This window comes from Serratia sp. CY47444, from assembly GCF_052168635.1.
GTDB classification, from domain to species: Bacteria; Pseudomonadota; Gammaproteobacteria; order Enterobacterales; family Enterobacteriaceae; genus Serratia; species Serratia bockelmannii.
In genome coordinates this window covers 62,932-84,261 of sequence record NZ_JBJNMH010000012.1, presented here as the reverse complement: position 1 = coordinate 84,261, position 21,330 = coordinate 62,932, and the positions used below count along the sequence as shown (strand labels likewise).

At 60.8% G+C, this 21,330-nt stretch carries 18 protein-coding genes; 12 read left to right on the top strand and 6 right to left on the bottom strand.

All coding sequences use genetic code 11. The annotated features are described in order from the left end of the window. Positions 1–2: 2 nt before the first annotated feature. The 5 genes from ACJ8IL_RS16210 to ACJ8IL_RS16190 all read right to left on the bottom strand — a co-directional run bounded on the left by ACJ8IL_RS16210 (position 3) and on the right by ACJ8IL_RS16190 (position 9,209). Entirely contained in the window at positions 3–1,922 is a 1,920-nt protein-coding gene (locus ACJ8IL_RS16210) for a PTS mannitol transporter subunit IICBA (RefSeq protein WP_025304781.1), read from the bottom strand. Positions 1,923–2,464: 542 nt separating this feature from the next. Beyond that, positions 2,465–3,184, bottom strand: coding sequence for a DUF3053 domain-containing protein (locus tag ACJ8IL_RS16205; RefSeq protein WP_025304780.1), 720 nt, complete (start codon positions 3,182–3,184; stop codon positions 2,465–2,467). Positions 3,185–3,492: 308 nt separating this feature from the next. After that, a complete protein-coding gene (gene glyS, locus ACJ8IL_RS16200; RefSeq protein ID WP_049207117.1) occupies positions 3,493–5,562 on the bottom strand; it encodes a glycine--tRNA ligase subunit beta in 2,070 nt (689 codons plus the stop codon). Positions 5,563–5,571: 9 nt separating this feature from the next. Further along, the gene (gene glyQ / locus ACJ8IL_RS16195; protein WP_043140757.1) at positions 5,572–6,489 is read right to left on the bottom strand and encodes a glycine--tRNA ligase subunit alpha; all 918 of its coding nucleotides are present in this window, start codon (positions 6,487–6,489) and stop codon (positions 5,572–5,574) included. Between the two features lie 731 nt (positions 6,490–7,220). Next, positions 7,221–9,209: an autotransporter outer membrane beta-barrel domain-containing protein gene (locus ACJ8IL_RS16190; RefSeq protein WP_197781342.1), complete on the bottom strand. Its 1,989-nt coding sequence runs from the start codon at positions 9,207–9,209 to the stop codon at positions 7,221–7,223. 196 nt (positions 9,210–9,405) lie between these two features. Here ACJ8IL_RS16190 and ACJ8IL_RS16185 point away from each other — a divergent pair, with 196 nt between their 5' ends. The 8 genes from ACJ8IL_RS16185 to ghrB all read left to right on the top strand — a co-directional run bounded on the left by ACJ8IL_RS16185 (position 9,406) and on the right by ghrB (position 16,848). Further along, on the top strand, positions 9,406–9,972 hold the full coding sequence (locus ACJ8IL_RS16185) for a DNA-3-methyladenine glycosylase I (protein WP_025304776.1): 567 nt from the start codon (positions 9,406–9,408) through the stop codon (positions 9,970–9,972). Next, on the top strand, positions 9,969–10,421 hold the full coding sequence (locus ACJ8IL_RS16180; protein WP_043140746.1) for an N-acetyltransferase: 453 nt from the start codon (positions 9,969–9,971) through the stop codon (positions 10,419–10,421). Before ACJ8IL_RS16185 ends, ACJ8IL_RS16180 begins: the two co-directional genes overlap by 4 nt. A 246-nt stretch (positions 10,422–10,667) precedes the next feature. Continuing rightward, positions 10,668–11,330: an OmpA family lipoprotein gene (locus ACJ8IL_RS16175; protein ID WP_016929583.1), complete on the top strand. Its 663-nt coding sequence runs from the start codon at positions 10,668–10,670 to the stop codon at positions 11,328–11,330. Between the two features lie 124 nt (positions 11,331–11,454). Then, a complete protein-coding gene (locus tag ACJ8IL_RS16170; protein WP_025304774.1) occupies positions 11,455–12,489 on the top strand; it encodes a LacI family DNA-binding transcriptional regulator in 1,035 nt (344 codons plus the stop codon). A gap of 172 nt (positions 12,490–12,661) precedes the next feature. Continuing rightward, on the top strand, positions 12,662–13,414 hold the full coding sequence (locus tag ACJ8IL_RS16165) for a sugar phosphate isomerase/epimerase family protein (RefSeq protein ID WP_060434905.1): 753 nt from the start codon (positions 12,662–12,664) through the stop codon (positions 13,412–13,414). Positions 13,415–13,421: 7 nt separating this feature from the next. Next, entirely contained in the window at positions 13,422–14,387 is a 966-nt protein-coding gene (locus tag ACJ8IL_RS16160) for a sugar kinase (RefSeq protein WP_025304772.1), read from the top strand. Positions 14,388–14,527: 140 nt separating this feature from the next. Then, entirely contained in the window at positions 14,528–15,796 is a 1,269-nt protein-coding gene (locus tag ACJ8IL_RS16155; RefSeq protein WP_033639091.1) for an MFS transporter, read from the top strand. A gap of 74 nt (positions 15,797–15,870) precedes the next feature. Further along, positions 15,871–16,848 carry a glyoxylate/hydroxypyruvate reductase GhrB gene (gene ghrB, locus ACJ8IL_RS16150; RefSeq protein WP_442516662.1) on the top strand — a complete coding sequence of 326 codons (978 nt, stop codon included), beginning with the start codon at positions 15,871–15,873 and terminating at the stop codon, positions 16,846–16,848. Between the two features lies 1 nt (position 16,849). On the opposite strand, the gene ACJ8IL_RS16145 is transcribed toward ghrB, so the two are convergent. Then, the gene (locus tag ACJ8IL_RS16145) at positions 16,850–17,002 is read right to left on the bottom strand and encodes a hypothetical protein (protein ID WP_162837931.1); all 153 of its coding nucleotides are present in this window, start codon (positions 17,000–17,002) and stop codon (positions 16,850–16,852) included. Positions 17,003–17,198: 196 nt separating this feature from the next. Here ACJ8IL_RS16145 and ACJ8IL_RS16140 point away from each other — a divergent pair, with 196 nt between their 5' ends. The 4 genes from ACJ8IL_RS16140 (at position 17,199) to ACJ8IL_RS16125 (ending at position 21,324) form a co-directional block, all read left to right on the top strand. Next, complete coding sequence (locus ACJ8IL_RS16140) at positions 17,199–19,262, top strand: alpha-amylase (RefSeq protein ID WP_442516661.1); 2,064 nt, start codon at positions 17,199–17,201, stop codon at positions 19,260–19,262. Between the two features lie 135 nt (positions 19,263–19,397). Continuing rightward, complete coding sequence (locus tag ACJ8IL_RS16135; protein ID WP_089181469.1) at positions 19,398–20,648, top strand: valine--pyruvate transaminase; 1,251 nt, start codon at positions 19,398–19,400, stop codon at positions 20,646–20,648. A 74-nt stretch (positions 20,649–20,722) separates the two neighbouring features. Next, on the top strand, positions 20,723–20,944 hold the full coding sequence (locus ACJ8IL_RS16130) for a ribbon-helix-helix domain-containing protein (RefSeq protein ID WP_025304767.1): 222 nt from the start codon (positions 20,723–20,725) through the stop codon (positions 20,942–20,944). Then, the gene (locus ACJ8IL_RS16125; RefSeq protein WP_025304766.1) at positions 20,944–21,324 is read left to right on the top strand and encodes a type II toxin-antitoxin system VapC family toxin; all 381 of its coding nucleotides are present in this window, start codon (positions 20,944–20,946) and stop codon (positions 21,322–21,324) included. The genes ACJ8IL_RS16130 and ACJ8IL_RS16125 overlap by 1 nt, the downstream gene beginning before the upstream one ends. Positions 21,325–21,330: the final 6 nt, after the last annotated feature.

The window sequence follows — 21,330 nt, the reverse complement described above, 5'->3', positions numbered from 1 at the left end:
TGTTATCCAGCTTTTTTGCCGCCGAGCAGGTCCAGCACTTCCTGGACGCTGGTGGTATTCGCCAGCCGCTCAATCACGCTCTCGTCATCCAGCGCGTTGGTCAGGCTGGTGATCACCTGAATATGCTCGTTGTTGCGCGCGGCGATGCCGATCACCAGGCGAGCCACTTCATCCTCTTCATCGCCGAAGCGCACGCCCTGCGGGTACTGGCAGAACACCACGCCGGTGCGCAGCACCCGGTCTTTGGCCTCGATGGTGCCGTGCGGCACGGCGATCGACTCGCCCAGGTAGGTGGAGGTGAGCTTTTCGCGCTCCAGCATCGCCGGCACGTACTCCGCCTCGACGTAGCCGCCTTTCACCAGCTGCTCGCCGGCGAAACGGATCGCCTGCTCTTTGTCGCTAGCCTGCAGGTTGAGGAACACATTGCTTTCGCTCAGCTTGAACAGGTTCGGTTCCCCGGCTTCGAAGCTGTCGTCCAGCGCGCCCAGCACCTTCTGCTGGTTGTCGGTGGTTTTGTTGACCGCTACCAAACGGTCGACCAGATCGCTGTACAGCTTGCTGTCGAGGAAGTTGGTCAGCGAGATGTGCTGGGCCTGCGGCGCGTGGCGCATCGCGCGCTCCGTCAGATCGCGGTGCGTGATGACCAGATCCACATCGTCCGGCAGGCTGTTGATGGCGCTGTTAGTCACCGAGATGTTCTTCAGCCCGGCGTCCGCCACTTTCTTGCGCAACACCCCGGCGCCCATGGCGCTGGAACCCATGCCCGCATCGCAGGCGACGATGATTTTGCGCACGGTGCTCAGATCGCCGTCGACCGACGCTGGCGCCGCTGCGCCGCCTTTGGACTGCGATTTCATCTCTTGCATGCGGCGGGTCGCGGCTTCCAGATCGTCATCCTCTTTCACTTTGGAGGTTTTCAGCAGGAAAGCGGACACCACGAAGGAGACGGCAAAGGCTGCGCACACCGCCGCAATGTTGGCGAAGTAGGCGCCTTTCGGCGTCATCGCCAGCACCGCCAGGATCGAACCCGGGGAAGCTGGAGAAACCAGGCCGCCGTTCAGCATCGTCAGGGTGAATACGCCGGTCATGCCGCCCAGGATCACCGCCAGAAGCAGACGTGGATTCATCAGCACGTAAGGGAAGTAGATTTCGTGGATGCCGCCCAGGAAGTGAATGATCGCCGCACCGCCGGCGGATTGCTTGGCGCTGCCGCGGCCGAAGAACATGTAGGCCATCAGCACGCCCATGCCCGGGCCTGGGTTGGCTTCAATCAGGAAGAACACCGACTTGCCGGCTTCCGTGGCCTGCTGGATACCCAGCGGCGAGAAGATGCCGTGGTTGATGGCGTTGTTCAGGAACAGGATTTTCGCCGGTTCAACGAAGATGGACGCCAGTGGCAGCAGGTTGTTCTTCACCATCACGTGCACGCCCGCCGCCAGCAGCTTGGAGAGCACCTCCACCAGCGGCCCGATGCCCAGGAAGGCCAGGATCGCCAGCAGCATGCCGATGATGCCGGCGGAGAAGTTGTTCACCAGCATTTCAAAGCCGCTTTTGATCTTACCGTCCACCCAGCGGTCGAAATGCTTGATAGCCCAGCCACCCAGCGGGCCGGCGATCATCGAGCCGAGGAACATCGGCATGTCGGCACCGACGATGACGCCCATGGTGGTGATGGCACCCACGACGCCGCCGCGATCGCCGCCCACCAGCCGCCCGCCGGTATAACCGATCAGCAGCGGCAGCAGGTAGGTGATCATCGGGCCGACCAGCTTGGCTAAGGTTTCATTCGGCAGCCAGCCGGTTGGAATGAATAGCGCGGTGATAATCCCCCAGGCGATAAAGGCGCCGATGTTGGGCATCACCATGTTGCTCAGGAAGCGGCCAAAGTTTTGCACTTTAACCTTGATGTCTGGTGAAAACATAAAACACACCCCTATTGTTACGCGCTGACAATAGAGCGCGTGATTATTGTTGTGACGATCCAGCCGTGTTGCCGCTGTATGCGAAACGGACTCTATCACGCTGTTTTTGTCACGCGAACTTCACGAATTTTTTGTGATACAAGTCACACACAACACCCCAGCAAACCCTCATTTATAGTGATAAAGATCACATTTATGACGTGTAAAAAAAGCACAGTGAGAAAAAAGTCGCCACAAAACCCCCAATAAAGTGACTATGATCACATTTTTAAATTGGCGTTTTGTTTTTGAATTGTGACATTAGTCACAATTTATTTTTAGCTGCAGCGCCGATCGCAACGCTCTGTTTGATCTTCCCTGTGAGCACTCATCCCGCCGGGAACTAGCGAAGTGATGAATGAAAGAAAACTACATTGCCTAATGAATGGATTAATTGAAGTGTAGTACAGAAGCCTGCGCAATAAACCAGCAAGCTATTGGAAACGCTGAGGGGAAATAAAACAGGCCGGCAATGCCGGCCTGTTTCGCGCCTGGACGCGTTATTATTGCGTCACGCTTTGAATGGTCTTCTGCGCATTCATCAGGTTCTGCTGTTTGGCCACCAGATTCGACATCATGGTGTTGTACTGCGCCACCTGCTGCGCGGTGCGGAACTGCACGCCGTTGTTGTTGAAGCTGACCTGATTGCCCTGGCTCTGCAGGAAATCGCCGACCTGCACCAGATCCTGCACAAAGCTGGCGGTGGTCGGGATCGCCGGCATCAAGGCGTTGGCCGGTGCGGTGACGATTTTGTCATAGGCCTGGTTGTACACCGCCTTCAGATCGTCAGGCTGTTTCAGCGCCGCGTGGGCAGTATCCGCCTGCGATTTGGCAGACTGGATCTGCTGGCCCAGCAGGTTCAACGCCCCGACCGATTGCTGCAGCGCGTCGCGTTTGTTCAGGTAGTCCTGCGCGGTGCGGATCTGGTTAATCTGATCCAGCGCCGGGGTCAGGCTGGCGCCGACCGATTTGGACAACTGCTGCGAAAAACCGACCAAAATCGCGTAATCGCCGGCATAGTTGCCGAACTTCTGCTTCTGATCTTCGCTCAACGTGGGGATATTCGCCCCGCTGCGCATCACGGTATTCTGTAAGTAATCGATAAATGCTTTGCGCTGTTCCGGCTCTTTATCGCCGCAGGCGGTCAATTGCATGACCACCAACAATGCCAATACCGGTGCCAACCAACGCGCGAAACCTCTGCTCTGGATCCCTACCGCCATGTGACATAACTCCTGTTATAAACCTGCTTTTTCATTGGACTCCGCCCCTTTTTGCGCACTCCGTGCGCCTATAAGAATAGATCAACTGGCGGCGTTCCGATACGCGATTCCGTTTGCGATGAGCATTGCCCCGGCCGGATGCGGTTGAAAATCGTGCGCAAAACGCACTGAGGTTCATTGCCGTCGGCGACCGGACGCTTCAATTTCCCCAAGTAGCCCCCCCAAGTCGCCAGGCGACCTTGCCTTCGCACCCAGGAAACGGAAATAAAAAAGGCGCCCGCAGGCGCCTTTTCACAGCAGAGAATCGCTTACTGCAGCACGGAGATATCCGCCACCTGCAGGAACAGTTCGCGCAATTTGCTCAGCAGCGTCAGGCGGTTTACGCGCACTTCCGCATCGTCCGCCATTACCATCACGTTGTCGAAGAACGCATCCACCGGCTCACGCAGCGCGGCCAGTTCCACCAGCGCTTCCTGGTAGTTGCCCGCCGCGAAGTACGGCTGCAGCTTGTCGCGCAGCACCACCAGGTGAGTCGCCAGCTGGATCTCCGCCGCGTCCTTCAGCACCGAGGCGCGCACGCTGTCGTTCAGCGTTTCGGTAGACTTCGCCAGAATGTTGGAGACGCGTTTGTTGGCCGCAGCCAGCGCCGCCGCCTCGTCCAGCGTGCGGAAGTGGGATACCGCCTTGACGCGCGCGTCGAAGTCGGCCGGCTTGGTCGGACGGCGCGCCAACACCGCCTGAATGGTATCGACCGCGTGGCCTTCTTCCTGATACCAGGCGCGGAAGCGGCCCAGCATGAATTCCACCACCTCGTCGACTACCTTGGCATTGGTCAGCTTGCTGCCGTACAGGCGCACGGCCTCTTCGGTCAGTGTCTGCAGATCCAGCGGCAGGTTTTTCTCGACGATGATACGCAACACGCCCAGCGCGGCACGGCGCAGCGCAAACGGGTCTTTATCGCCCTTCGGATGCTGACCGATGCCGAAGATGCCGGCCAGGGTGTCCATCTTGTCGGCGATCGCCAGGGAACAGGCCACCAGCGACTGCGGCAGCGCATCGCCAGCGTAGCGCGGCTGATACTGCTCGTTCAGCGCAACGGCGACGTCTTCCGCCTCACCGTCGTGGCGCGCGTAGTGCATGCCCATCACGCCCTGGGTGTCGGTGAATTCGAACACCATGTTGGTCATCAGGTCGCACTTCGACAGCAGGCCCGCGCGGGTGGCGTGGTTGACGTCAGCGCCGATCTGGCCGGCAACCCAGCCCGCCAGCGCCTGAATGCGGTCGGTCTTGTCGCGCAGGGTGCCCAGCTGCTGTTGGAACAGCACGGTTTCCAGGCGCGGCAGGTTGTCTTCCAGACGCTTCTTGCGGTCGGTGTTGAAGAAGAACTCGGCGTCGGCCAGACGCGGACGCACCACCTTCTCGTTACCGGAGATGATCTGCTGCGGGTCTTTCGACTCGATGTTGGCTACGAAGATAAAGTTCGGCAGCAGTTTGCCCGCGGCGTCGTACACCGGGAAATACTTCTGGTCGCCCTTCATGGTGTACACCAGCGCTTCCGCCGGCACCGCCAGGAATTTCTCTTCGAATTTGGCGGTCAGCACCACCGGCCATTCCACCAGCGAAGCCACTTCTTCCAGCAGGCTTTCACTCAGATCGGCCTTGCCGCCAATCTTCTGCGCCGCCAGTTCGGCATCGCGCTTGATGAGGGCTTTACGCGCTTCGTAGTCGGCGACCACTTTGCCGCGCTCCAGCAGGATCTGCGGGTATTGGTCGGCATTGTCGAGGGTGAACTCGGCTTCGCCCATGAAGCGGTGGCCGCGCACGGTGCGCGCGGATTCGATGCCCAGCACGGTGCCTGGGATCAGATCGGCGCCCAGCAGCATCGTGACGGTGTGCACCGGACGCACGAACTGCACGTCGGAATCGCCCCAGCGCATCAGTTTCGGGATCGGCAGCTTGCCGAGCGCAGTGCTGACCATGCCGGCCAGCAGTTGTTGCGCCGACTGACCTTTGACGTGGGCGCGGTACATCAACCACTCGCCCTTGTCGGTCACCAGGCGTTCAGCCTGATCGACGGTGATGCCGCAGCCGCGCGCCCAGCCTTCGGCCGCTTTGCTCGGTTTACCTTCGGCGTCGAACGCCTGGGCGATCGCCGGGCCGCGTTTTTCAATTTCGCGATCGGCCTGTGCCGCGCTCAGGTTGGCCACTTTCAGCGCCAGGCGGCGCGGTGCGGCGAACCAGCTCACGTCACCGTGTTCCAGGCCGGCGTTGTCCAGCTCGGCGGTGAAGTTGGCGGCGAAAGATTCCGCCAGGGAACGAAGCGCCTTCGGCGGCAGCTCTTCCGTGCCGATTTCCACCAGGAAAGTCTGTTGAGTCATGGCTGCCTCTTAGTTCTCGTTCTTCTTGTTGCACATCGGGAAGCCCAGCGCTTCGCGGGAAGCGTAGTAGGCTTCGGCAACGGCTTTGGTCAGCGTGCGGATGCGCAGAATGTAGCGTTGACGCTCGGTCACCGAAATCGCCTTGCGCGCGTCCAGCAGGTTAAAGGTATGGCCCGCCTTCAGGATGCGTTCGTAGGCCGGCAGCGGCAGCGGTTTTTCCAGCGCCAGCAGCGATTGGGCTTCTTTCTCGTACTGCTCGAAGCAGGAGAACAGGAAGTCGACGTCGGCGTATTCGAAGTTGTAGGTGGATTGCTCCACTTCGTTCTGGTGGAACACGTCGCCGTAGGTGGTGACACCCAGCGGGCCGTTGCTCCACACCAGATCGTATACGCTGTCCACGCCCTGGATGTACATCGCCAGACGCTCCAGACCATAGGTGATCTCGCCGGTCACCGGCTTGCACTCCAGGCCGCCGACCTGCTGGAAGTAGGTGAACTGCGTCACTTCCATGCCGTTCAGCCACACTTCCCAACCCAGGCCCCAGGCGCCGAGCGTCGGGTTTTCCCAGTTGTCTTCCACGAAGCGAATGTCGTGGATGGTCGGATCCAGACCCAGCTCTTTCAGCGAGCCCAGGTAGAGTTCCTGAATGTTGTCCGGCGATGGCTTAATCACCACCTGGAACTGGTAGTAGTGCTGCAGACGGTTCGGGTTTTCGCCGTAGCGGCCGTCGGTCGGGCGACGGGATGGCTGCACATAGGCGGTCGCCATCGGCTCCGGCCCCAGTGCGCGCAGGCACGTCATCGGGTGTGAGGTTCCCGCGCCGACTTCCATGTCCAATGGTTGAACGATGGTGCAGCCCTGGCGCGCCCAATAATCCTGCAGTGTCAGGATCAGGCCCTGGAAGGTCTTGGTATCAAACTTTTGCATGTTGAATTCGCACGCGATACAAGTGGATTTAGATGGAATGCGCCAGTATACCCTTTGACCGTAAGATATACAGCCAGAATCCGGCAACAAGTGCGAATCGGGGTGAGAAGCGCTGGATTTTCACGCGGCGGGCACCGAGGGAAGGACAACGCGCCGGCCGGTCGCCTCGCCGTTCAGAAAGACACACCCGGCAAAAACATTAGAGTATCTAAACAAAAATATCACTCACCGCCGTTTAAATAGTCAATTAGCTGAACGCTATTTCTCCCCTCGCCGGTCAAATTCAGGCTGATTTCCGTGCGTGTATCTTTATATTTGCCACGAGATAAAGTTGCGACAATGTTATTTTTGTTAATTTTATCAACTAAAAAACTCCCCTCATCGAGAGATAATGTGATCAAGTGCCAGATTATTTCTTATTATCGTGAACAATAAGGCGATATCACGCGGCGTGCCGACGGTCGGGGCATGGGAGGAACGGCCAGGGATGAAAGACGGCGCTAACGGGCCACAGAAACAAATTGACAGTTAATCTTTGGTTATACAATAATAAATAAAATTTTCCCTGGTGTTGGCCAAGTGGCTACCTGATCCTTTCATAGGATCAGTTTTTTTTTGTATTTCCGCCAACGTCATTGCGGCCCGCATAATTCACCCCAGGCCGCCTTCCTCATAAATCCCTTATCAGACCTTATGACTATCCTGCGCCCTTGAGCGCGCCGATGGCCAATTCAAAAACGCGCGCTGACGCCGACGTTATACATAAACTGCTCGCCGCTGCTCAGCCCGCCGGTTTGCGAAACGGTGGCGAAGGCCGATACCCTGTCCGTCAACGGCATGTTGGCCCCCAGCGTGACATCCACCCAGTTTTTGTCCTGGCCCGCACTGTCGCGGGTAAACGAGGTTTGCGTCGATTTCAGGCCGCCGCCGGCGCGGTAGACGTCGTCGCCGAACTGATGCTGATAACTCACTTCCGCATAAGGGTTAAACACGCCGAATTGCGTATCCAGCCGCCAGCCCAGCGCGCCGATCTGCGAGTGATAGGTTTGATCGTTGAAGCGCATGGCGGTGCTGTCATCGCCGTCTTCACCGTAGCCGGAAACGCGGCTGTAATCCCAGGCGAACTGCGCCACCGGCCCGGTGGTCAGGTAAGAGGCGATCGGGAAGTCATAACCGGCGGTCACGCGCGCGCCCCACTGCTTGCCGGTGGTCGACCCGGTTTCGGTACGCGTCAGCGGCCCCAGCCGCATGCTGCGGCGGATGTCGTCATAATCCATCCTCGCATAGTGCAGATCGGCGTTGACCCAACCGTGCTCGAACAGCGCCAGCGAACTGAAGGCCGACAGCAGCAGCCCACGCGCCTTGTAATCAAAACGGCTGGAAGGATGCTGATCGTCGTTGGAACCGGCGATCAACGCACCGATCAACCAGCTGTCGGTCAGTTGATAGTCCACGCCGACGGTCAGGTTGTGGGTGGTGGCGTTGCCGTCCCCCGCCGCCCGATTATCGGCATAGTCGTAGTGCTGGCCGGCGTAGCCGCCGAACACGCCCAGCGAGCCCTGCGGGTTGTCGCCGTTGCGCAGCTGCTGGAAACGGCTGTCGAGCGTAGCGCGGCTGTCACGCGCCATCGCCGCCGTCGCCTGATTCAGCGCCACCACCTGCGCCGGGCCATCCAACACCGCCTGAATATAATCCGTAATCAGCAGGTGCGCCTGCGGGCTGGGGTGGAAATGGTCGGAGAACAGATAGGACTGGCCAGCGTCGAAGCCGGGCATGTCGGAACGGCAAACCGCCGAGGAAACGCCCGCCGGGCAAGCCATGCCGGCCGTGTTGGCGAAGCCGAACTGCGCCGGATTGGCGATCGCTTCGGCGAACAGCTTGTTGACGTCCACCCGCACGATATTGCCGCCCCCCTGCGCCAGCAGACGGTCTTCACTTTGATTATAGAAATCGGTCAGCTGAGCGGCCTGCGCGCTCAGGCTGTCATACGCCGCGATAAGCTGCGCGGCGATCGCCTGCTGCACCTGAGGAATGGCGCTGCCCTGCTTCGCCGCGGCGGCCAACGCCGCGTGGATCGCCTGCGTGCGCGAAGCGTTGTCCGGGGTAGCCACCGAATTAAGCGTGGCATAGGCCGCCTGGATCGCCGCCCCCTGTACCGGCGGCAGCGCCTGCTGAATGATCAGTTCCATCAGCTGCGGCGTGGAGCCGATGTTCGGCACCGTCGGCACGATCACCGTGCCGGCACCGGCGTTCAGCAGCGAATGCACCTGCGCGGCGGCGGCCGCGGCACTGTTATAGGCCACGCCGGGCGCGGTAGCGGCATTCAGCGCCGCCGCCGCCAAATCGTTACCGCCGATCCAGTGAATATACAAACCGTCGCCATCGGCCTGGCCGTTAACCCGATTCAGGTAGCGCTGCACCTGATCTTGGGTGTTGTCGACCGGGTTCAGGCCCGGCACCGCCACGGCGCCGCCGGCGGCGTAGTTTTCACCGCCGTTGTCCGAGGCCACCAGCGCCGCGCCGATGCGTTGCGCCAACGCTTCGTCGTACAGCAGGTGCTGACTGCCGTCATAGGTGAACCGGCCGTTGTTGCCGGTATCGCTCAGGCTATCGCCAAAGACGTACAGTTGATCGTACGCCTGAGCCGGAAGGGTCATACTGCAAAGCAACGCCACTGCAAGCGCCGCCGGGCGGGGCATGCACGTTATTTTTAGAGGCATGAATCGACTCCTGAGAGCCTGCAAATGAAGGCAATGTCGTTTTTATCGTTGGCCGGTTTTCCACCGGCCATGTAGTAACTATTGTCGGCTTTTTCACCACGTCAAGCGGGCTGATGACAAAACAATCAGAGGCTTGCCAAGTTCGGCGCTTCGAGCGATGATTACTGTTCATAAACACAGCATAAGGACAGTCAGGATGGCAGACGAACGTTGCGGTTGGGTGACGGCCGATCCGTTGTATCTCGAGTATCACGACAAGGAATGGGGCGCGCCCACCACCGACGCGCGCGAGCTGTTTGAAATGCTGTGCCTGGAGGGGCAGCAGGCCGGCCTTTCCTGGATCACCGTCCTGAAAAAGCGCGAGAATTACCGGCGTGCTTTCCATGGTTTCGATCCGCAGCGGGTCGCCGCCATGACCGAGCAGGACGTGGAAAACCTGCTGCAGGACAGCGGCATTATCCGCCACCGCGGCAAGATAGAAGCCATCATCACCAACGCCAAAGCCTATCTGGCGATGGAGGCGTCCGGCGAGAATTTCGTTACCTTCATCTGGGACTTCGTCGGCGGCCGGCCGCAGCTCAACCGCTGGCAGGCGCTGAGCCAGGTGCCGGCTAAAACCGAGCAGTCCGACGCCATGTCCAAAGCGTTGAAAAAGCGCGGCTTCAAGTTTATCGGCTCCACGATCTGTTACGCCTTCATGCAGGCCAGCGGGCTGGTGAACGATCATCTCACGGGGTGCATGTGCTACCCAAAGCCACGGTGATCCGCCCCTGTGGCCCAGAGGATATCGAACGGCTGATGGCGCTGTGGCTGCCCAGCACCATCGCCGCCCATCCGTTCGTGGCGGAAAAATACTGGCATGAGAGCGCCGCACTGGTGCGGGAAAACTACCTGCCGCGCGCGCAAAGCTGGGCCTGCTGGCATAACGACGAGATCGTCGGCTTTATCAGCGTGCTGGACGAGCAGTTCATCGGCGCGCTGTTCGTCGATCGGGCGTATCACGGCCGCGGCGTCGCCCAGGCGCTGATGACGCACGTGCAGCAGCGCTACCGCCGGCTCAGCCTGGAGGTGTATCAGCAGAACCTGCGAGCCTGCGCGTTCTACCACAAGCACGGTTTTCAGGTGACGCAACGTCTATTTAACGACGAAACCCAAGCCTATACGCTGATCATGAACTGGCCGGCAATCGAGAATTCAACCGGTTACGGTTAAAAAAGGCGCATTCGCGCCCTGGCGGCGCGCAATTAGGAATCCGCTGCATGGCGCCGCCCGGCGTTTTATCGCATAACTCCCCCAGCACTTACCCGCGCTCATCATTTGTCACGTTTTTCTCCGGAACTGCCGGCGAGCCAACGCGTCATAGTAGCGCGGTGATGCGGGCCCCACCTGCGTCGCCTACTTTTTGCGCCCCCGTGTTGGGCCGGCGCGTACAGAATTGATGCCATTAAGGACAAGAACATGAAAAAACGCATTGCAATTATTGCCGGCGCAGTGAGCGTCGCGCTCACGCTGTCGGCCTGTACCACCAACCCTTACACCGGCGAATCCGAAGTCGGTAAATCCGGCATCGGCGCGGGCCTCGGTGCCGCACTGGGCGCCGGCGTCGGCGTGCTGTCCTCTTCCAAGAAAGATCGCGGCAAGGGCGCGCTGATCGGCGCAGCGGCCGGTGCAGCCCTCGGCGGCGGCGCAGGCTATTACATGGACGTGCAGGAAGCCAAACTGCGCGACAAGATGAAAGGTACCGGCGTCAGCGTCACCCGCCAGGGCGACAACATCGTGCTGAACATGCCGAATAATGTGACCTTCGACAGCAGCAGCGCCACGCTCAAACCGGCGGGCGCCAACACCCTGACCGGCGTCGCCATGGTGCTGAAAGAGTATCCGAAAACCGCGGTCAACGTGGTCGGCTACACCGACAGCACCGGCTCCCGCTCGCTCAACATGAACCTGTCGCAGCAGCGCGCCGACGGCGTAGCCAGCGCGCTGATCACCCAGGGCGTGGCGGCGAACCGTATCCGCACCACCGGTGCCGGCCCGGACAACCCGATCGCCTCCAACAGCACCGCGGAAGGCAAGGCGCAAAACCGCCGCGTCGAGATCACCCTCAGCCCGCTGCAGTAATCCCGTGCGGGGCGCCACCGGTGCCCCGCCGCTTCCTCCCGACTTTCTCCTTATCCTTCAATATTCCCGCTCGCACATCGGGTATGGTAGTCTCCTTGGCAATTAACCGCAGGAGGGATCGGCTGTGAGCACAGGCAAGGCAACGCGCACCTCAGGACGCGCCACCATCAGCGATGTGGCCAGCATCGCCAAAACCGGCAAGACCAGCGTGTCGCGCTATCTGAATGGTGAACAGCACCTGCTTTCCGACGATCTCAAACAGCGCATCGAACAGGCTATCCAGCAGCTCGACTACCGGCCAAGCCAGATGGCGCGCAGCCTGAAGGGCGGCCAGACCCGCCTGATCGGCCTGATCCTCGCCGATATCACCAACCCCTATTCGGTGGACGTGATGCGCGGCATCGAGGCCGCCTGCCGTCAACACGGTTTTACCCTGCTGGTGTGTAACACCAACAACGAAGTCAATCAGGAACAGCACTACCTGCAGCTGCTCAGCAGTTACCGGGTAGAAGGCATCGTGGTCAACGCGGTCGGCATGCGCGAGGAAGCATTATCCACGCTGCAACAGTCGATGCTGCCCATGGTGCTGATCGATCGAAAAATCCCCGACTTCGCCTGCGACGTGGTGGGCCTGAACAACCGCGAAGCCGCCACCGTCGCCACCGAACACCTGCTGCAACAAGGTTTCGAAGCGATCCTGTTCCTCAGCGAGCCGCTCGGTACGGTTAATACCCGTCTCGAACGCCTGCACGCTTTCAGACATACCATGGCGCAGCACCCCGCGCTGTTGGCGGAGCAGGCCGAAACGCCGCTCAACGATCGGCAGAAGCTGGAGCAGGTGCTGAGCGATTTCAGCGGCCGCCATCGCGGCATGCGCAAAGCGGTGATCTCCGCCAACGGCGCCCTGACGCTGCAGGTAGCGCGCGCCATGCGTCGGCTCGGCATCCAGTGGGGCAACGACATCGGCCTGCTGGGCTTTGACGAGCTGGAGTGGGCGGAGCTGGCGGGCGTCGGCATCACCACGCTGAAACAACCTACCTACCAAATGGGACACGCGGCGCTGGAGCGGCTGGTGCAGCGCATTCAGGGCCTGGCCACCCCCAGCGGCGAGCAGATGTTCTCCGGCGAGCTGATCGTCCGCGGCTCCACCACCCGCTAATCCACCTTCTCCGGGGCCGTTGACCGCCCCGCCTCTATCTGAGTCGGCTGTTTTTTGCTCAGCTTCGTGATTGCGATCATATTTTTACACTCTGTCGCTTTTCGCTGGAACCGGTTCCATTTAACGTACCGGTAACAGCAGCGGCGGCGACAATGCCGCCTCAGGAGTCAAAATGAAAACAGAAATCATCGTGGTCACCGGCGCCTACGGCACCGATACCGTCAAACAACACGGCGGCCAGCGCGCGCTGTTGCCCATCATCGCCGGCGCGGGCGCCGACGGAGTGGAGATCCGCCGCGAACTGTTCACCGCCGGTGAACTGGACAGCCTGCCGGCGCTGGCGCAAGAGATCGATCGCCAGCAGCTGTTCGCCGTCTATTCCGCCCCTGAGGCGCTGTTCACACCGCAACATACGCTGAACCCCAACCTGTCGGCGCTGCTGGCGGAAGCGCAGGCGCTGAACGCGCGCCAGCTGAAGCTCTCCCTCGGCCATTTCCGCCCCGGCTTCGATTTTACCGAGTTGAAAGTGGCGCTGGAGCAACACCCGGTCAAGCTGGTGGTCGAGAACGACCAAACGCCGGACTGCGGCATTTTGTCGATGCTGAACGCCTTTTTCCACGCCGCGGAAGATAGCCACCTGCCGGTCAGCATGACCTTCGATATGGCCAACTGGCTGTGGGTGGGGCAAGACGCCTTCGCCGCCGCCGAACGCCTGGCCCGCCACGTCGGTTACGTGCACGTCAAAGCCGCCACCCAAGGCCCGCGCGGCTGGCGCGCCGTCGCGCTGGACGAGACCGACGGCAGCTGGCGCGACCTGCTGGCCCGCCTGCCGCACGATGTGCCGCGCGGTATCGAATTCCCGTTGCAGGGCGATGACCTGGAAGCCGTCACCCGCCATTACGTCAATATCTTGCGTGCGGAGTAACCCCATGATGACAACGTTAACGGCAACAACGGCGCAGCAGGCGCCCCTGGATGTGGTCACGCTGGGTGAAGCCATGGCGATGTTCGTGGCGGCACAAACCGGCGATCTGGCGGAGGTGGAAACCTTCACCAAACGCATCGCCGGCGCCGAACTGAACGTGGCGATCGGCCTGGCGCGTCTGGGTATGAACGTCGGCTGGGTCAGCCGCGTCGGCAACGATTCGTTCGGGCGCTTCACCCTGCAGCAGTTGAAAAAAGAAGGCATCAATTACCGGCAGGTGACGGTCGACGGCCACTACCCCACCGGTTTTCAGGTGAAATCCAAAACCACCGATGGTACCGATCCCAGTGTGGAGTATTTCCGCAAGGGCTCGGCGGCCAGCCACCTGTCGATTGCCGATTTCAACCGCGAGTATTTCGGTTCCGCGCGCCACCTGCACCTGAGCGGCGTGGCGGCGGCGCTGTCCAGCGAGTCGCTGGCGCTGTGCCACCATGCGGCGCGCGAGATGCGTGCCATGGGTAAAACCATTTCGTTCGATCCCAATCTGCGCCCGGTGCTGTGGCCCAGCCGCGAGGTGATGATCGAGCAGCTGAACCAGCTGGCGTTCGCCGCCGACTGGGTTCTGCCGGGGTTGAAAGAGGGACAGATCCTCACCGGCCAGTCGACACCGGAAGGCATCGCCGATTTCTATCTGGAGCGCGGCGTGCAGGCGGTGATCATCAAAACCGGCCCGGACGGCGCCTGGTTTAAAACCGCCGCCGGCGATAAAGCGGCAGTGGCCGCGGTCAAGGTCGACAACGTAGTGGATACCGTCGGCGCCGGTGACGGCTTTGCCGTCGGCACCCTCAGCGCCCTGCTGGAAGGCAAAACGCTAATACAGGCAGTGCAGCGCGGCAACAAAATCGGCTCGCTGGCGATCCAGGCCATCGGCGACAGCGAAGGCCTGCCGACCCGTGCGGCGCTGGCCGAATAACAATAAAAAAAACGACTTCTCCGCATGACGTCAGCCTCTGGCCCTACAACCGGGACGCGTCGGGAGAGCATCTGCCCCTTCGTCTTTCACGCCCAGCGTGCCGGGCGAAGGGGATGCAACACCACTGAAGGATACTGAACATGAACAAAGCGACTGTCGCGGCCAAACGCTGGTGGTACATCATGCCCATCGTGTTTATCACCTACAGCCTGGCCTATCTCGATCGCGCCAACTTCAGCTTCGCCTCTGCCGCCGGCATCAATGAAGATCTCGGCATCACCAAAGGCATGGCCTCGCTGCTGGGCGCGCTGTTTTTCCTCGGTTATTTCTTCTTCCAAATTCCCGGCGCCATCTACGCCGAACGTCGCAGCGTCAAAAAACTGATCTTCTGGTGCCTGATCCTATGGGGCGGCTGCGCCTCGCTGACCGGCGTGGTCAGCAATATCCCGATGTTGGCCGCCATCCGCTTTATCCTGGGTGTGGTGGAAGCGGCGGTGATGCCGGCGATGCTGATCTACATCAGCAACTGGTTCACAAAATCGGAGCGGTCACGCGCCAATACCTTCCTGATCCTCGGCAACCCGGTGACGGTGCTGTGGATGTCGGTGGTATCCGGTTACCTGATCCACGCCTTCGGCTGGCGTGAAATGTTCATCATCGAGGGCATTCCGGCGGTTATCTGGGCGTTCTGCTGGTGGGTGCTGGCGAAAGACAAACCGGCGCAGGCCGGCTGGCTGAGCGCCGATGAGAAACAGGCGCTGCAGCAGCAGCTGGACGAAGAGCAAAAAGGCATCAAGGCCGTGCGCAACTACGGCGAAGCTTTCCGCTCACGCAACGTGATCCTGCTGTGCGTGCAGTACTTCGCCTGGAGCATCGGCGTGTACGGCTTCGTGCTGTGGCTGCCTTCCATCCTGCGCAGCGGCATGCAGATGGGCATGGTGGAAGCCGGCTGGCTGTCGGCGGTGCCTTACCTGGCGGCAACCATCGCCATGATCGTGGTCTCCTGGGCGTCGGACAAAATGCAAAACCGCAAGCTGTTCGTCTGGCCGCTGCTGCTGATCGGCGCGCTGGCGTTCTTCGGTTCTTACGCCGTCGGCGCCAACCACTTCTGGATCTCCTACGGCCTGCTGGTGGTCGCCGGCGCCGCGATGTACGCCCCCTACGGGCCGTTCTTCGCCATCATTCCGGAAATGCTGCCGAAAAACGTCGCCGGGGGCGCCATGGCGCTGATCAACAGCATGGGCGCGCTGGGTTCGTTCTTCGGTTCGTGGTTCGTCGGCTATCTGAATGGCGCCACCGGCAGCCCGGCGGCTTCCTACATGTTCATGGCCATCGCACTGGTGGTGGCGGTGGTACTGACGCTGATCGTCAAGCCCGCCCGCAACGAGATCCAGCCGCAATTGGCTTGATCCAGTTATACTTTTTATCTGTTAACCCAACCGGGGGGGGCACCATGCCCCCTTTGGCCCAGCTGGAGTTCGTGATGAAGCCTTCTATCGTATTGTACAAAAGCCTGCCCGCCGATCTGCTTGAACGTCTGGAACAGCACTTCACCGTGCACGCCTTCAACGGCCTGCAGCCGGATAACCGCGACGAACTGCGCCAGGCGTTGCAGCAGGCCGAAGGGATCATCGGTTCCGGCGGTAAAATTGACGAAGCCTTCCTGCAGCAGGCGCCCAAACTGCGCGCGGCCTCGACCGTTTCCGTCGGCTACGACAACTTCGACGTCGAGGCGCTCAACGCCCATAACGTGCTGTTGATGCACACCCCGACGGTGTTGACCGAAACCGTCGCCGACACCATCATGAGCCTGGTGCTGGCGACCGCGCGCCGGGTGGTGGAAGTGGCGGAGCGGGTGAAGGCCGGCGAATGGCGCGGCAGCATCGGGCCGGACTGGTTCGGCGTCGACGTGCACCACAAAACCATCGGCATCCTCGGCATGGGCCGCATCGGCCTGGCGCTGGCGCAGCGCGCGCACTTCGGCTTCGGCATGCCGGTGCTCTACAACGCCCGCCGCACGCACGAAGAGGCGGAGCAACGCTTCAACGCCCGTCGCTGCGATCTGGATACCCTGCTGGCCGAGTCGGATTTCGTTTGCATCACGCTGCCGCTGACCGAACAAACCTTCCACATGATCGGCCGCGAACAGCTGGCGAAAATGAAGAAAAGCGGCATTCTGATCAACGCCGGCCGCGGGCCGGTAGTGGATGAGCAGGCGCTGATCGAAGCGCTGCAAAACGGCGTGATCCACGCCGCCGGGTTGGATGTGTTCGAGAAAGAGCCGCTGCCGGCCAACTCGCCGCTGCTCAGCATGCCGAACGTGGTGGCGTTGCCGCACATCGGCTCCGCCACCCATGAAACGCGCTACGGCATGGCCGCCTGCGCGGTGGATAATTTGATCGCCGCGTTGACCGGCACGGTGAAAGAAAACTGCGTCAACCCGCAGCTGTTGCGGAAATAACTCAGCGCGGCCGGTGGTCTGAGGATAACCGGCCGTGTTGCTCTTCCTGCTGCGGCGCGAACAGCGCCTGCAGCTGATGTTCTTCGGCGAAGTGCTGCAATTCGGCATCCTGAATTGCCTGAACGATCTCTTCTCGCCAGTTTTTGTCCGTCATCGCTAACCTCCTTTGATGTTCACCGTTTAATCTGCCGCAGCGCGCGCACAAAGCCAAGCCGAATCAATCCGAAAACGCTCCGCCCTTCCTCTCCTCCTCGAAAAACCCTCGCAGGGAGGAGGCCATTTTTCCGTCGTTTGCCACACTGGGCGCTACCCTGCGAGAAAAACGCTTCCTGCCGCGCGTAAGGAGAGCCATGAAACTGTTACCCCTGCCCTTATTGATGCTGCTGTCGCCTTCGGCGCTGGCCAGCTGGACACTGCCGGGTTTCCCGGCCCTCGACGAAACGGCCGCCGGGCTGTTCACCAGCCAGGCCACGCTGCCCAAAGGCCAGCTGCCGCTGCGCCTGTATCAGGATAACCACTGCTGGCAACCGGCGGAGGCGGTAAAACTTAACCAGACGCTGTCGCTGCACCCGTGCGGCGCCCACCACCCGGTCAGTTGGCGGCAGTTCCGCGCCGGCGACTATCAGGTGCGCGTCGATACGCGCAGCGGCACGCCGACGCTGCAGCTCAGCCTGAGCAGCGTGCCGGAAAGCGCCGCCGTTGCCGTCCGCAGCTGCCAGCGCTGGGACGGTAAGCCGGTCACGGTCGACGTCACCTCCACCTTCACCGAAGGCGAAACGCTGCGCGATTTCTATTCCGGCCAAACGGCGCAGGTGAGCCAGGGAAAAATCACGCTGCAGCCCGCCCCCGCCAGCGGCGGCCTGTTGCTGCTGGAATCCGCCGCCACGGCGAAACCGGCGGCGTTCAGCTGGCATAACGCCACGGTCTACTTCGTGCTGACCGATCGCTTTGAGAACGGCAATCCGGCCAATGACCACAGCTACGGGCGCCGCAGCGACGGCCTGCAGGAAATAGGCACCTTTCACGGCGGCGATCTGGCCGGCCTGACGCAGAAGCTGGACTATCTGCAGCAGCTCGGCGTCAACGCCTTGTGGATCAGCTCGCCGCTGGAGCAGATCCATGGCTGGGTCGGCGGCGGCACCAAAGGCGATTTCCCGCATTACGCCTATCACGGCTATTACGCGCTGGACTGGACTCGCCTCGACGCCAACATGGGCACCGAACAAGAGCTGCGCACGCTGGTCGAGCAGGCGCATCGGCGCGGCATTCGCATTCTGTTCGACGTGGTGGTGAACCACGTCGGCTACGCCACACTGGCGGATATGCAGACGTTCCACTTCGGCTCGCTGTACCTGCAGGGCGCGGAGGTGGAGAAAACCCTGGGGAAAAACTGGAACGACTGGCGCCCCGGGCCAGGGCAAAACTGGCACAGCTTCAACGACTACATCAACTTCAGCGACAAGGCGGGCTGGCGCCCATGGTGGGGGAAAAACTGGATCCGCACCGACATCGGCGACTATGACTCACCGGGCTATGACGACCTGACGATGTCGCTGGCCTTCCTGCCGGACATCAAAACCGAAGCGCCCGGCGCCAGCGGCCTGCCGCTGTTCTATCGCCACAAACCCGACACCGCCGCGCGCGACATGCTCGGCGCCACCACTCGCGATTACCTGACCGTCTGGCTCAGCCAGTGGGTGCGCGATTACGGCATCGACGGTTTTCGCGTCGATACCGCCAAGCACGTGGAAAAACCGACGCTGGCGCTGTTGAAACAGCGCGCCACGGCGGCATTGGCGGCGTGGAAAGCGGAGCATCCGCAGCAGGCGTTGGATGATGCGCCGTTTTGGATGACTGGCGAGGCCTGGGGCCACGGGGTGATGAAAAGCGACTATTACCAAAACGGCTTCGACGCGATGATCAACTTCGACTTCCAGGACCAGGCGGCGCAGGCATTGGGCTGCTTCGCCGACATCGACGCCACCTACCGGCAGATGGCCGAGCGGCTGCAGGATTTCAACGTGCTGAGCTACCTCTCTTCGCACGACACCCGGCTGTTCTTCGCCAGCGACGCCAAAGGCTCGCTGCCGCTGCAACAGCGGGCGGCGAACCTGCTGTTGCTGGCGCCGGGCGCGGTGCAGATTTACTACGGCGATGAAAGCGGCCGCCCGCTCGGCCCAACCGGTTCCGATCCGCTGCAGGGTACCCGCTCCGACATGAACTGGCGTGAGCTACAGGGGGAAAAAGCCCCGCTGCTGGCCCACTGGCAACGGTTGGGGCAGTTCCGCGCTCGCCACCCGGCGATCGGCGGCGGCGTGCAAACCCCGCAGGCGCACGCCGCCTATTACGCCTTCAGCCGCCGGCTCGGCGACGATAAGGTGATGGTGGTGTGGGCCGGCGAACGGTCACAATAATCCAGCGTAATATGCTGCTAATCGGCCAATGAGCGAAGTTTGTGCCCATTGGCCGATTTGTCGGCCGCATTGCAGCGGGATTTGTCTGGCGGTATGGTGGGTGATTACCTGCTAAGAAACAGTACTGCTGCACCTATGACTTTCTCACTTTTCGGCGAAAAATTTACCCGTTATGCGGGCATTACCCGTTTGATGGACGACCTGAACGAAGGCCTGCGCACCCCCGGTGCCATCATGCTCGGCGGCGGCAATCCGGCGCAGATCCCAGAGATGGAAGCCTACTTCACACAGCTGTGCCAGGAGATGCTCGACCAGGGCAAACTGACCGAGGCGCTGTGCAACTACGACGGCCCGCAAGGCAAGGACGCGCTGCTGAAAGCGCTGGCCAATCTGCTGCGCGACGAGCTCGGCTGGGAGATTTCGCCACAGAATATTGCACTGACTAACGGCAGCCAAAGCGCGTTTTTCTACTTGTTCAACCTGTTCGCCGGCCGCTACGCCGACGGTTCGCGCCGCCGCGTGCTGTTCCCATTGGCGCCGGAATATATCGGCTATGCCGACGCCGGGCTGGACGAAGGGCTGTTCGTCTCCGCCAAACCGAACATCGAGCTGCTGCCGGACGGCCAGTTCAAGTATCACGTCGATTTCGAACATCTCACCATCGGCGATGACATCGGCATGATCTGCGTTTCACGGCCGACCAACCCGACCGGCAACGTGATCACCGACGAAGAGCTGATGAAGCTCGACCTGCTGGCGCAGCAGCGTGATATTCCGCTGGTGATCGACAACGCCTACGGCGTGCCGTTCCCCGGCATCATCTTCAGCGACGCCACGCCGCTGTGGAACCCGAACACCATCCTGTGCATGAGCCTGTCCAAGCTCGGCCTGCCGGGCTCGCGCTGCGGCATCGTGATCGCCGACGAGAAGGTGATCACCGCGCTAACCAACATGAACGGCATCATTAGCCTGTCGCCAGGCAGTATGGGGCCGGCGATGGCGACGGAAATGATCGCGCGCGGCGATCTGCTGCGCCTGTCGAACGAGGTAATTCGCCCGTTCTACAAACAGCGCGTCGAGCACACCATCGAGATTATTCGCCGCTACCTGTCGCCGGAGCGCTGCCTGATCCACAAACCGGAAGGGGCTATCTTCCTCTGGCTGTGGTTCAAGGATCTGCCGATCACCACCGAAGTGCTGTATCAGCGCCTGAAAAAGCGCGGCGTGCTGATGGTGCCGGGCCACTACTTCTTCCCGGGGTTGGAGCATGAATGGCCGCACACCCACCAGTGCATGCGCATGAACTACGTGCCCGATCCGGAGAAAATCGAGCGCGGCGTGGCTATTCTGGCGGAAGAGATCGAGCGCGCACATCAGAAAGGCTAACGCCGACTGATTGAAAATTGACCGACAAAGATATACGATGCATATATCGTATATCTTTTTTTGGAGGGCCAACGATGACTCGCATCGTGATCGATTTACCTGAAGAAGACCTGCGGCAGCTCGATAATCTGAAAAATATCCGCCACGTTCCGCGGGCCGAGATCATTCGTCAAGCAGTCTCCCGCTATCTGACGGAGAACCACGTGGAAGATCCCAGCAACGCTTTCGGGCTCTGGTCCGGGGCGATGGGAGATGGCGTGGAGTACGAAAATCGTCAGCGCGAGGAGTGGGAATAATGGTGGCTCAACGGGCGTTATTCGACACCAATATCCTGATCGATTATCTCAACGGCATTCCTCAAGCCAGGGACGTTCTGGTCGAGTATCACATCAATCCGGCCATCAGCGCCATCACCTGGATGGAAGTGATGGTAGGTGCTAAAAAACAGGGTCCGGCACTGGAGCTGAAAACACGTCAGTTTTTAGGGCAATTTCTGCTGCTGCCTATTACCGATGAAGTCGCTGAACGCGCCGTAGAACTGCGCCACTCACAGCATGTGAAACTGCCAGACGCCATTATCTGGGCCACAGCGCAGGTGGGATTCCGGATGCTCATCTCCCGCAACCCCAAAGATTTCGGCACTGACAATGGCGTGTTGATGCCTTATCGGCTGTAGACGATC